This is a genomic window from Chitinophaga pinensis DSM 2588 (assembly GCF_000024005.1).
GTDB classification, from domain to species: domain Bacteria; phylum Bacteroidota; class Bacteroidia; order Chitinophagales; family Chitinophagaceae; genus Chitinophaga; species Chitinophaga pinensis.
On sequence record NC_013132.1, the window covers coordinates 291,492 to 303,532 of the forward strand.

General features: G+C 43.3%; 10 protein-coding genes and 1 tRNA gene. 7 read left to right on the forward strand and 4 right to left on the reverse strand.

The features are described 5' to 3' along the window. Window positions 1-124 precede the first annotated feature (124 nt). Window positions 125-1,792, forward strand: coding sequence for a glutamine--tRNA ligase/YqeY domain fusion protein (locus CPIN_RS01190; RefSeq protein WP_012787918.1), 1,668 nt, complete (start codon window positions 125-127; stop codon window positions 1,790-1,792). 78 nt (window positions 1,793-1,870) lie between these two features. On the opposite strand, the gene gltX is transcribed toward CPIN_RS01190, so the two are convergent. Continuing rightward, on the reverse strand, window positions 1,871-3,403 hold the full coding sequence (gltX, locus tag CPIN_RS01195) for a glutamate--tRNA ligase (protein ID WP_012787919.1): 1,533 nt from the start codon (window positions 3,401-3,403) through the stop codon (window positions 1,871-1,873). Window positions 3,404-3,456: 53 nt separating this feature from the next. Here gltX and CPIN_RS01200 point away from each other — a divergent pair, with 53 nt between their 5' ends. Beyond that, complete coding sequence (locus CPIN_RS01200) at window positions 3,457-4,083, forward strand: polysaccharide deacetylase family protein (protein WP_012787920.1); 627 nt, start codon at window positions 3,457-3,459, stop codon at window positions 4,081-4,083. Between the two features lie 53 nt (window positions 4,084-4,136). Here the strand turns inward: CPIN_RS01200 and CPIN_RS01205 are convergent, their stop codons facing one another. Beyond that, window positions 4,137-5,024, reverse strand: coding sequence for a hypothetical protein (locus CPIN_RS01205; protein ID WP_012787921.1), 888 nt, complete (start codon window positions 5,022-5,024; stop codon window positions 4,137-4,139). Between the two features lie 123 nt (window positions 5,025-5,147). On the opposite strand from CPIN_RS01205, the gene CPIN_RS01210 reads away from it, so the two are divergent. From CPIN_RS01210 to CPIN_RS01230, 5 genes are all read left to right on the forward strand, one after another. Beyond that, window positions 5,148-5,918 carry a TatD family hydrolase gene (locus tag CPIN_RS01210; protein ID WP_012787922.1) on the forward strand — a complete coding sequence of 257 codons (771 nt, stop codon included), beginning with the start codon at window positions 5,148-5,150 and terminating at the stop codon, window positions 5,916-5,918. A gap of 45 nt (window positions 5,919-5,963) precedes the next feature. After that, entirely contained in the window at window positions 5,964-7,007 is a 1,044-nt protein-coding gene (locus tag CPIN_RS01215; protein WP_012787923.1) for an asparaginase, read from the forward strand. Window positions 7,008-7,074: 67 nt separating this feature from the next. Next, window positions 7,075-7,161: transfer RNA gene (locus CPIN_RS01220), tRNA-Ser, on the forward strand. Window positions 7,162-7,787: 626 nt separating this feature from the next. Further along, on the forward strand, window positions 7,788-8,570 hold the full coding sequence (locus CPIN_RS01225) for a transglutaminase-like domain-containing protein (protein WP_012787924.1): 783 nt from the start codon (window positions 7,788-7,790) through the stop codon (window positions 8,568-8,570). A gap of 218 nt (window positions 8,571-8,788) precedes the next feature. Beyond that, a complete protein-coding gene (locus CPIN_RS01230) occupies window positions 8,789-9,301 on the forward strand; it encodes a hypothetical protein (RefSeq protein WP_012787925.1) in 513 nt (170 codons plus the stop codon). Window positions 9,302-9,426: 125 nt separating this feature from the next. Here the strand turns inward: CPIN_RS01230 and CPIN_RS01235 are convergent, their stop codons facing one another. Further along, entirely contained in the window at window positions 9,427-11,307 is a 1,881-nt protein-coding gene (locus CPIN_RS01235; protein ID WP_083781054.1) for an SWIM zinc finger family protein, read from the reverse strand. A 274-nt stretch (window positions 11,308-11,581) separates the two neighbouring features. After that, a complete protein-coding gene (locus CPIN_RS01245; protein WP_012787928.1) occupies window positions 11,582-11,938 on the reverse strand; it encodes a winged helix-turn-helix transcriptional regulator in 357 nt (118 codons plus the stop codon). Window positions 11,939-12,041 lie beyond the last annotated feature (103 nt).

Genomic DNA, 12,041 nt, shown 5'->3' on the forward strand with positions numbered 1-12,041 from the left:
ATTTTGTTAAGTCTGTAAATATAGGTTTTTTGGTTTGTCTACCGCCGTCTCATTGCATACCTTACTATCTGAAGGGGTCTGTGGACTTTTTACTACCTTTGCCGTCCGAAATATATTAAACCTTATGAGTGAAGAAAGGACCCTCAATTTTCTGGAACAGATTATAGAAGAGGACATTGCCAACGGCGTCAATGACGGCAGGGTGCTTACACGCTTCCCTCCGGAACCAAATGGCTATCTGCACATTGGTCACGCTAAATCCATCTGCCTCAACTTCGGCATCGCCCAGAAGTACAACGGTAAAACCAACCTCCGTTTTGACGATACCAATCCCGTTACGGAGGATACTGAATATGTGGATTCCATTAAGGCCGACATACAATGGCTGGGCTTCCAATGGGCACAGGAACTGTATGCTTCAGATTATTTCGAACAGATATACAACTTCGCAGTAAAACTGATCAATAAAGGACTGGCTTACGTAGATGACTCTACCGCTGAAGAAATCGCGGCTTCTAAAGGTACGCCGACCGAACCGGGTAAAGGCACTACCTACCGCAACCGCAGTGTAGAAGAAAACCTGGACCTCTTCGCCCGTATGCGTGCAGGAGAGTTTAAGGACGGCGAAAAGGTATTACGTGCAAAAGGAGACCTGGCTTCTCCAAACATGCACATGCGTGATCCTATCATTTATCGTATCAAACATGCGCATCACCACCGTACCGGTGACAGCTGGTGTATCTATCCGATGTATGACTTTGCCCACGGACAAAGCGACAGCATCGAAACGATCACCCATTCCATCTGTACCCTGGAGTTTATTCCTCACCGCCCGTTGTACAACTGGTTCATCGAGCAACTGGAAATATTCCCGTCCCGCCAATATGAATTTGCCCGTCTGAACCTTACCTATACGGTAATGAGCAAACGTAAACTTCTGCAGCTGGTGAACGAGAAACACGTCAGCGGATGGGATGACCCACGTATGCCGACCATCAGTGGTCTGCGTCGTCGTGGTTATACACCTGCAAGTATCCGCGCTTTCTGTGAACGCATTGGTATCCAGAAACGTGATAATATGATCGATGTGAGTCTGCTGGAATTCTGTATCCGTGAGGAACTGAATAAAACAGCAAACCGCGTATTCGCAGTACTGGATCCGGTTAAACTGGTAATTACCAACTATCCTGAAGGTCAGGTAGAAGAGATGACCGCAGAAAATAACCCGGAAGATCCAAACTCCGGTACACGTATCCTGCCTTTCAGCAATACACTGTACATCGAGCGTGAAGACTTCATGGAAGAACCGCCTAAGAAATTCTTCCGTCTTGGCCCAGGTCTGGCTGTACGACTGAAAAATGCCTACATCATCAAAGGCGAAAGCTTTGAAAAAGATGCAGATGGCAATATCACGACTATCTATGCTACCTACCTGCCGGAAAGCAAAAGCGGTGGCGATACCAGCGGTCTGACCGTAAAAGGAACGATCCACTGGGTAAGTGCAGCACATGCAGCTACAGCTGAAGTAAGACTGTACGACCGCCTGTTTAAAGTGGAAGATCCAGGTAATGAAGAAGGTGATTTCAAATCTTATATCAACCCTGATTCCCTGCAGGTCATTTCAAAGGCTTATGTTGAGCCAAGTCTGCTGAATGCTAAACCAGGCGAACGCTTCCAGTTCCTGCGCAAAGGCTATTTCGCTGCAGATGCTGACAGCACTCCTGATAACGTAGTATTCAACCGCACAGTGACACTGAAAGATGCCTGGGCGAAGGAAGCTAAGAAAGGATAATCCGATATTTCAGATAAAAGAAAAGGAGAGGTACAATACCTCTCCTTTTTCTTTTATCTGAAAATATCAACAGTCATCTTATGCATTGATCGCATCCAGTCCTCTCATGATCCTTGCAATGGTTTCATGTTTACCAAGGGTTTCTGCGATATTGAATACCGGCGGACCGAACTTACCACCACACAGCATGATACGAAATGGCAGCTGTAATTCGCCTGGTTTGATATTCATAGAACCAGCCAGCGTTTTGAAGCTTTCTTCTAATGAAGTAGCCGAGAAATCAGACAATCCTTCTACGATAGAAGCCCAGTCACGGAAGAACTGTGTTTTATCTGCATTCCATTTAGGTTTCACCGCAGCAATATCGAATGTTTCAGGCGCCTGGAAGAAGAAGAAAGCATGATCCCAGATATCATTCACGAAATCACAACGCTCTTTTACGAGACCTGCGATTGTCGCTACGTATTCAGGAGATGCGTTGACATTCTTTTCTTTCAGTACCGGCATAAACAGTTCTGCCAGACGGTTATTATCTGCATGCAACAGGTACTGGTGGTTGAACCATTTTGCTTTTTCGAAATCGAATTTAGCGCCTGCTTTGTGTACACGATCCAGAGAGAAACGGGCGATCAGTTCGTCCATTGTAAATATCTCCTGACCGGAACCGTCGTTCCAACCCAGCATAGCCAGCATATTCACAAATGCCTCCGGCAGGAAACCTTTCTCACGGAAACCGGTGGTCATGTCACCTGTCTTAGGATCCGCCCAGTTCATCGCATATACCGGGAAACCCAGGCGATCGCCGTCACGTTTACTCAGTTTACCGTTACCGTCAGGTTTCAGGATCAGTGGCAGGTGCGCCCAGTTAGGCATCTGAGCTTCCCATCCCAGGTATTTCCACAGCAACAGGTGTACTGGCGCTGAAGGCAGCCATTCTTCGCCACGGAAAGCGTGCGTGATCTTCATGAGATAATCATCTACTACCACAGCCAGGTGATAGGTCGGCATACCATCTGCTTTCAGCAGTACTTTATCATCGACAGTGCTGGTATTGAATTGTACATGACCGCGGATCATGTCGGTAAACCCAACTTCTTCACCCTGTGGCATTTTAATACGGATGACATGCGGCGTCCCTTTTTCCAGGAGTGCCGCTGTTTCTTCTGCTGACAGACTGATAGAATTACGCATCTGCTGACGGGCAGCAGCATTATACTGAGGAGAAGGATTATGCTCGGTCTTCAGTCTGCTACGCATTTCTTCCAGTTCTTCCGGTGTGTCAAACGCATAGTAGGCGTGACCAGCTGCTACCAGCTGTTCTGCATACTGACGGTATTGTGCTTTACGTTCGCTCTGGCGGTAAGGGGCATAAGGGCCACCTACATGCGGACCTTCATCCGCATTCAGACCACACCAGCGCAGACATTCTATGATATATTCCTCCGCGCCCGGTACATAACGGGTCTGGTCAGTATCTTCTATACGAAGCACAAATTCACCATTGTGCTGCTTTGCAAATAAATAGTTGAATAAAACCGTGCGTACACCTCCGAGGTGCAGGCCACCTGTTGGACTGGGCGCAAAGCGTACCCTTACTTTCTGATGTTGCATGCCGCAAAGGTAAAGAAAGATTTAGCTACCTTTATTTTTCAATCGCGACATCCATGTTTTATCTTACGAAAACACCTGGGCTGCTGAAAGCACTGTATAAAAACTGCACCTGGAACTTTTCCCCGGCCAGGCCATCTGTATACCTCACGTTTGATGACGGCCCTCACCCGGTGGCGACTCCCTTTGTACTGGAACAACTCCGTAAATACGAGGCGAAAGCAACGTTTTTCTGTATAGGGAAAAACGTTATTGAGTATCCGGATATCTATCAACAGATCCTGGAAGAAGGCCATCATATCGGCAATCATACCCATAACCACCTGAACGGCTGGAAAACCGGGACGGATAAATACATGGAGAATATTCTCGAAGCCCGTAAATACATCAGTTCCCCCTTATTCCGTCCGCCTTATGGCAGGATCACTCCATTCCAGGTAAAACACCTGAAGAAGCTGATCCCTAATGCACAAGTGATCATGTGGGATGTATTAAGCGCTGATTTTGATACAGAAAAGAGCGGAGAGGACTGCGTACAGAATGTGGTGTTTAAGGCGAAACCAGGGTCTATTATTGTGTTTCACGACAGCACAAAAGCCTGGGACCGGCTGGAATATGCCTTACCCAGAGTACTGGAATACTTTCGCAAGGAGAAATTGAATATGGAAGCAATCCCTTATTAAAATACAAAAGCCCGGGCGACAAACCCGGGCTTTTTCATGAATTATTATTGCTATTATTTAGGCAATTTAATGCTTTTCACTTTATCACCCAGGTCGATGCTGGCTGAGTCATCACACACACCATTACCATAGTTTACATTCGCAGAGATATTACCTACTGTAACCAGGGCTTTACCTTTGCTGAACCATGGGCATTCGATCCTTCTTTCCAGTGCATCTGCCTCACCAACGGTGATTGCAGCGGCGGTACCATTCGGATAGATCAGGGAATCAGTACCGAAGATGCTGAAGACGTCATCTGTCACATCCAACAGGGTACTTAAACCGTCAGTCTGTTTGATGGTACGGTTGCTCTTATAGCTTACTGTTACGGTATCCAGTTTCAGTACGCCATCATTGATAACAGCGCTGTATTTATATTCGCTGTTGGAGCTCAGGTTGGTGATCACCTTAGTACCCTGTACAGCAATACCGTTTACAGTATAGCTCAGTGGTTTGATAGTGATCGTTGCATTTGGATAATAGAAGAAGTTAGAATAAGTTACCTGGATATTTCCTGCACGTACACGGCCAGTAGCATCAGCGCATTGAGCACCAAACTTGATCAGCATCACTTTAGGCCACTGACCGGCGCTTACGTCGTCGATTTCAGCGACTGCACAGCTACCCAGTTTAGCAGTCAGATCAATATTTGCCTTACGGCCGCCAGCCTGGTTCATACCATTTTTAGCACCTACTTCCAGCGCAATACCGAAGAGGTCATCATATATTCCACTAACGATCGCCTGATCGGCAGCAGCATTAATTGTAAGATTATCAGCCTGGTTCGCATTCGGACTAGCTGATTCAGTTGATTTTGAGCAGGCAAAAAAGCAGGTTACCACTAATACCAGGATAATTACTCCTGCGAAGATACGGTTAAAGCAAAAATAGCTTTTCATAGAATAAGTATAGTTTTAAATGAGGTCTTTCGGCTGTACTTTTGTACAGCACTTACTGAAATATAAATATTATACAAATGTAATATTTTTAGTAATTGAATAAAAAAATTTAATATTTTATAGATGAATTGGATAGATACGCACGCCCATTTATATGGAGAGGATTTTTCGGATGACAGAACAGCGGTAGTAGAGCGGGCGCTGGCAGCAGGCGTAGAGCGATTATACCTGCCTAATATCGATAGTAGTTCGATAGCCGGTATGCTGGCGCTGGAAACGGAATTCCCTGACAAGTGTTTCGCCATGATGGGGGTACATCCCTGCTATGTGAATGAGAACGTAGATCAGGAGCTGGGGATCATAAAAGATTGGTTAGCAAAGCGTCCGTTCAAAGCTATCGGAGAGATAGGGCTGGATTTCTACTGGGATAAGACACACGTTGAACAACAATATAAAGCCTTCCGCACACAGCTGGAACTGGCGCGTGAGTATAGTCTGCCGGTTGCCATTCACAGCCGTGAAAGCACCCGGGAATGTATTGACGAAGTAAAGGCATTACAGGATGGCCGGCTCTCCGGTGTGTTCCATTGCTTCTCCGGCACCCTGGAAGAGGCGAAAGAGATCATCGACCTTGGTTTCTATCTTGGCATCGGTGGCGTAGTCACATTCAAAAAATCGGGGCTGGATAAGATCCTGGAAGAGATAGACCTTGCAAACGTAGTACTGGAAACGGATGCGCCTTACCTGGCCCCCGTACCCTACCGTGGTAAAAGGAATGAGAGTGCATACATTCCGCTGATCGGTGAAAAGATTGCAGATGTAAAAAATCTAAAAATAGCCGACGTAGCTGCTATTACGACAAACAACGCCCTCAAATTATTCAAAATGCTTTAACCTTTTAGGCGGTACATTTGCAGGCAATTTGGAACAGCAGCATCAATGAGTAAAATCCTGATTATTTATACAGGGGGCACCGTTGGGATGATCTACGACGAGAAAACCAAAGCCTTGCGTCCTATCGGTTTTAATGAAATACGTAACAATCTTCCGGAACTATACCGTATGGGGATTGATTTTTACGTATACGCTTTTAATCCGCCTATCGATTCTTCCGACATGCAACCCGAAATATGGGTGGAACTGGCATCTATTATCGAAGACCGCTACGACCGGTATGATGGATTTGTCATCCTCCATGGCTCCGATACAATGTCCTTCACCGCTTCAGCACTGAGCTTCATGCTGGAAAATCTCTCCAAACCTGTCATCTTAACCGGTTCGCAGTTGCCTATCGGGAAGATCCGTACAGACGCCAAGGAGAATATTATCACCGCTATGGAGATCGCTGCTACCCGTCATAACGGACAGGTAGTTGTGCCGGAAGTATGTATCTATTTTGACTTCGCGCTCTTCCGTGGTAACAGGTCCAAGAAATATAACGCAGAGAAATTCGAAGCGTTCTATTCCATGAACTATCCGCCACTGGCTGAAGCAGGCATCGACATCAAATACAAAACACAGTTTGTATTGCCTTGTCCTGATAAGCCGCTCAAAGTACATAAACACCTGGACGACAATGTCACCGTACTGAAAATGTTCCCGGGTATCACCCGTAAAGCAGTAGAGGCTATCTTAAATGTAAGCGGCCTCCGGGGTGTAATCATGGAGACCTTCGGTAGCGGTAATACCAATACACAACCCTGGTTTATCGAATGTCTGAAAAAGGCAATAGAGAAAGGAGTGATCATTGTGGATATCACCCAATGTGACGGTGGATCGGTAGAACTGGGTAAATATGAAACCAGTCAGCCACTACAGCAGATCGGTGTGATCAGTGGTCATGATATGACCTTTGAAGCTGCGATCACCAAACTGATGTTCGTACTGGGACAAGACCTCGATCCGGCTTCTACAAAAGCAATGATCGAAACCTCTCTGAGAGGGGAGTTGACGGCTAATACCAACGACTGGGAATCGATTTAAATTTTATTTTGGTAATCTGGTATAAATAGCTACCTTTGCCATCCTGAAATAAAAATTCAACCTACTCGGAGAAGTGCAGGAGTGGTTGAACTGGCACGCCTGGAAAGTGTGTAAACTCGAAAGGGTTTCAAGGGTTCGAATCCCTTCTTCTCCGCAAGCTTTAAGCCTTCAAATCGAAAGATTTGGAGGCTTTTTGTTTTAGGGACTTTTATTGATGAATAGACCAATTGATGCTGCCTCGATAGCCCACCAAGAGGACAAGTCATCATCTATATGATTTGTACGTTTTTCGTTTTCAGGGAAATTGCCCGACAGATGGGCCATCCGTGAAAAATCATATTGACTTCCGGAGTTCGAAATGCCTCATTTGGCAGTCCCAGATGATTCCGTTGGGATTATAAGAGTTTGAAGTTTTTCTCTATCTCCGGTATTGCTGAAACGCCGGACCATAGCAAGATTGGAAGAAGAGAAAGCGCTTTATCGATTGCTTCTTCAGGGTTCGGATTACTTTTTGAGCATTTTTCAAGCTGGATGGAAAAAACTTCCCGTTCCTTACTGGGTGTAAAATTTATCGAAGGTATCCTGCCTCATCTCTTTAAGAATATAGTATTTAATCTCTCCTGCCTGTGTCCTAAACATTCCATAAATTGTTGGATTGGCCGTTTTGTCGTTGATAACAGAATTTGCTGATAGTCGCCTATTGGAGACAAATAATATTTAAAGTAATCCGACTGGCTCGCTTTTAGCATTCTAATATATATCCTAAAATACTTCACTCATATGTTATTAAGAGCTTCTTCTTTCTTCGAAATGTATGCGGCGTCGCCTGTAACGAGTACTTTTATGTTACGTTCCATAAGCGGGCCTTCACAGTTTATACAGCAGGAAACGTTTGTAGTATCCCCACAGGTACCTGTGAGTGAATACGTAGACGGATATGGTAATCTCTGCCAGCGTATTATTATTCCTTCCGGAACCTTTACACTGGAAAGCAGTGTCGTTGCGATATGTGACGCTAATATCGATGTGGATATGAACGCTCCGTATACCCCCATAGAAGATCTCCCTGATCATGTACTACAGTTTTTACTACCCAGCAGGTATTGCGAATCCGATAAAGTAACAGAGCTCGCTAGAATAATTGTAGATGGAGTACTGCCCGGCTATGCGCAGGTAGAGGCTATCCGGCAATGGTGTCATGTTAATCTTACTCGTCAGTATGGCAGTACAAACAGCTCTACGTCTGCAATGGATGTGCTATTAAGCAAAACAGGGGTATGTCGTGATTTTACACATGTGGCTATTGCGCTGTGCCGCAATATGGATATACCTGCCCGTATGGTGGTAGGGTATCTTCATGATTTAGAGCCTATGGACTTGCATGCATGGTTTGAAGCGTATGTAGGAGGGCGATGGTATACATTTGATTCGATAATGGACCGGCCTGTGGGCGGACGGGTGATTATGGCATATGGCAGAGATGCGGCAGATGTTGCTTTTGCCAGTCATTTTGGATATGTAGAACTGAAAAAAATGGAGGTGAAAGTCACCAGGGATGTCTGACAACGGCCTACAACCGCTGGTGCTGCGCTCGGTAATACTATTACGCCTGCTGTATCTGGTTATCTTGGTAATATTGCCAGCCCTGTTATCCGTAATGCCCTTATAGAAGCTAATAATGGCGCTACTGTTGGTTTTGCTGAAAGTACGGTGTCGTCATTATTTGAAAGTTATAGTTTCAGAGATTCGCTAGCTAAACCGAAAGGTTTTTAAATGATAATATGAACAAGATCACTATTAACTACGGGTTATTATTATTTCTGTATGCTTATCTGCGTCAGCTGGATCTCTCTCTGGACAGGAGCAGATGGACGCCGTGGCAGGAGCTGAAGGATTATTACCGGCAGCAGATTGCCCCAGGCAGGGTTGCTGCGTTATTGCTGGCGACTGCTAAACTCACACCGGAATATGTAACGGGAATTACTCCCATCGAATGGACCAACTGGCGTATGTTCATCCGTTTTATTGGCTGGAAAGGCAGCGCCCTCACCAAAGATCAGGTGCTGTATTGCTATCAGGTATTAAAGACTTTTGAAAAATACCTGCAACAGGATTTCCATGAATATAATGAACAGGAGCAGCTAAGGGTTCAGGTATGTAAAATATCGTATCAGGTCATCGAATACAAACTGAGCCTTGCTGATGTAGGCAAAGCCTCCCGTATTGAACATTATTTGCAGAATGAAAACATCGTAACGATCCCCTTGAAGCAATTCTACCAGGGGCTTATTTAAACTTAAATGCCTAGGTAGTGAATAGTATATTCATTGGGTTAAACTCTTTATTTCTGAAATAATTTTTATTCTTAATAACACTTGAATTTCAGATAAACTTCTGCAAGTGGTTCGACCTTTGTCCCCTATAGCTTGATTACCCTACGCAGTTCTTCTATCATTGCAGGCCTCCGGGGATATTTACGGCATATCTCCTCCGCAATGGAAATGATTTCGTCTTTTCCCGCAGGAATAGTTTCTATTACCATTATCATTTTAATAGCCAAATCCGCATACTCCCGACGGTTTCCTACTATATCACCTTTACGTTCAAAGGCGGGAAGATATAATGCTAATAGCTGTATGGGGTAAATATTCAATAAATGATCATGATAATGTAGTAATTGATCCAAATCTGTTTCATTGCTTATAAGGCTAAGTAACCGATCCCAATATTTTTCTTCGATATAGATAGGGGCGAGTAAACCAAGCAATAATGTACTTGGTGAGTACCATACCTTCCCCTTGTCTTTTTGATATTTGAGTTCAACTCTTGCTATAATTTCCTCAATATATTTTTCTATTTCTTGCTCCCACTCAGCAATATTAAAGCTACCCTTCCATTGATTGTAATAAATCAGATGAAAGCCCCGATCAAAAGCAAAATGCTTTGTGTAATACCTAATTGTTTCTATATCGTTTTCTAAAAAAGCAATCTGTAGCAGCTCTTTCTCCCACCCCGTCACTGTCCCTGGATGGTCTTTTTTTCGGGCAATTTCAATTCCTTCAATTATTAATTTCTTCGCCGAAAAAAAATCTCCTTCTTCTACCAAACGACTTACCTCGCCGCGTCTAACATCAACAATATCCAAATTTTTTTGAAGAAGTGCCTGAGCATCACTAATATTGCCTGTAGCTTTTAAAAATGCTATTTTCCGCACAAGAAAATAATCTTTCCTATAAGAATATTCGGCTGTTGATGCCTTTTTAATCTGGCCATCAATAAAATTCAAATAGGAGGTCTGCTTATTTAACTTTATGGCAAGGATAGAATAGATATCTACCATCTCATATCCAAAATCACCATATTCAAGATAAATGGGAAGGCTTATCGCTGATTGCACAAAGTCGAAAATTTCTTTCTGTACGTCCATTGTAACGTTTGCTTCTTCCGCTATAGTCTTTATCAATTCTATAGAACTATTGATAATAGCTCCAATGTAGCCACTGGAATCATCACAATAAGTAATTATTTCAATAACTTCTATCAACACCGATCGTGCTAAAATAAACGCATTGAGAAAATTACCCTTTTCTATCAGAAGCTGGCTTTCATCAAGTAATCTATTAATCTCATCTGCCAGTCCATGAATAGATCTATAGTCAATGAAATCTCCATTCGAATAGCTCCTTATCAAGCCTTTCAGATGTTTGGTACAGCTTTTAGCTATATCCATTTGACTATCTTTATCTGCGAAGTACCGTTGAAATAGTGATTTGAATTTTTTATCACTTGCAGCATGAGTCAGAATAAATTCCTGATATTCTTCCAAGCTTATTTTCTGCAATAACTTCTTAAAATCAGTTTCGGTATCAGTCTTTTTTTTCACAATAGTGTTCAGTAATTCCTCCTTGAGAGTAAATAAAACCGCTACCACATGTTTGCACATATCGCCGTCATAGGGACAATCGCATGAATATGATTCTATTTTGTTCTTTCCCGAAAGTTTCACCTCTACCTCATATGTATCGTTTCCCATCACTTCCGCGTACCATAAACCTTCTTCAGTTTCTTCCAGATCCACAACAGCCTCATTCTCATAATATTCTCTTCCCCGAAATACTATCTTATCACTTATCTGTAATTCAAAATTTTTTAAAGTGAGCATCTGATCTATTCTTTTATCATCCAAAAAATCATCCATAGTTAAACTATTCTGAACTATACCATTAGCATTCATATTTTTGACTACTCCAAAAGTGGTGATCATGGTCAAAAAAATAGTTTTCCTGGTACGTGTTGCCATTCGGAAAGTGTCTATTTATCTTGTAACTCCTCCCTGGCTGGAACACATAATATTGAAAATCTACCCACAAACTGGAACTACCCTCGTTCACAAATACAAACTGATAATAGTTGCGCCTGTGAGGTTGCAAAAACAATGTATTACCCGGAACCAGCTCTTTATTCACCCTGTATATTTCAAAGTCCTCATTACCCTGCGATCTGATCTGTTTCAGCTTGAAAGATAATATTGGCTCATCTGAGAGCTTGATATTGTGCATATGATCAGGAGCTGTTTATAGTTTATTATCCAGAGCCGGCTTTGACAACAGGTTTTCATTCCCCCAATCAGCAATCTCCTTAAAAACGGATGTAAGGCTTTTGCTCTTATCCGTCAATGAATATTCAACGCGGGGAGGGATTTCCTGGTATTGTTTGCGTATGACCAAACCATCCCTTTCCAGCTCCTTCAATTGTTCGGTAAGCACTTTTCTTGAAATGGAAGGAATACGAATGGCGATTTCACCAAAGCGCCGCGTACCCGAAAGAAGATTATACAAAATTACGGGCTTCCATTTTCCACCGATTACTTCCATTGTTGCCGTTATCGGACAATCGTTAAAGTCATTACAAATGCGATCCTTAGTTACCATATCGTTACCACTATTTAGCCTGTTACCTAAAGGTAACAGGTTACGTTTTGAAACTATATTAGTTCCTTTAGGTAACAAAAGTATTTTAAAAAGTAAAAATTTA

Bases quoted from the DNA above. Each gene is read 5' to 3' on its own strand.
- CPIN_RS01190 (WP_012787918.1), top strand. From the start codon at position 125: ATGAGTGAAGAAAGGACCCTCAATTTTCTGGAACAGATTATAGAAGAG.
- gltX (WP_012787919.1), bottom strand. From the start codon at position 3,403: ATGCAACATCAGAAAGTAAGGGTACGCTTTGCGCCCAGTCCAACAGGT.
- CPIN_RS01200 (WP_012787920.1), top strand. From the start codon at position 3,457: ATGTTTTATCTTACGAAAACACCTGGGCTGCTGAAAGCACTGTATAAA.
- CPIN_RS01205 (WP_012787921.1), bottom strand. From the start codon at position 5,024: ATGAAAAGCTATTTTTGCTTTAACCGTATCTTCGCAGGAGTAATTATC.
- CPIN_RS01210 (WP_012787922.1), top strand. From the start codon at position 5,148: ATGAATTGGATAGATACGCACGCCCATTTATATGGAGAGGATTTTTCG.
- CPIN_RS01215 (WP_012787923.1), top strand. From the start codon at position 5,964: ATGAGTAAAATCCTGATTATTTATACAGGGGGCACCGTTGGGATGATC.
- CPIN_RS01225 (WP_012787924.1), top strand. From the start codon at position 7,788: ATGTTATTAAGAGCTTCTTCTTTCTTCGAAATGTATGCGGCGTCGCCT.
- CPIN_RS01230 (WP_012787925.1), top strand. From the start codon at position 8,789: ATGAACAAGATCACTATTAACTACGGGTTATTATTATTTCTGTATGCT.
- CPIN_RS01235 (WP_083781054.1), bottom strand. From the start codon at position 11,307: ATGGCAACACGTACCAGGAAAACTATTTTTTTGACCATGATCACCACT.
- CPIN_RS01245 (WP_012787928.1), bottom strand. From the start codon at position 11,938: ATGGTAACTAAGGATCGCATTTGTAATGACTTTAACGATTGTCCGATA.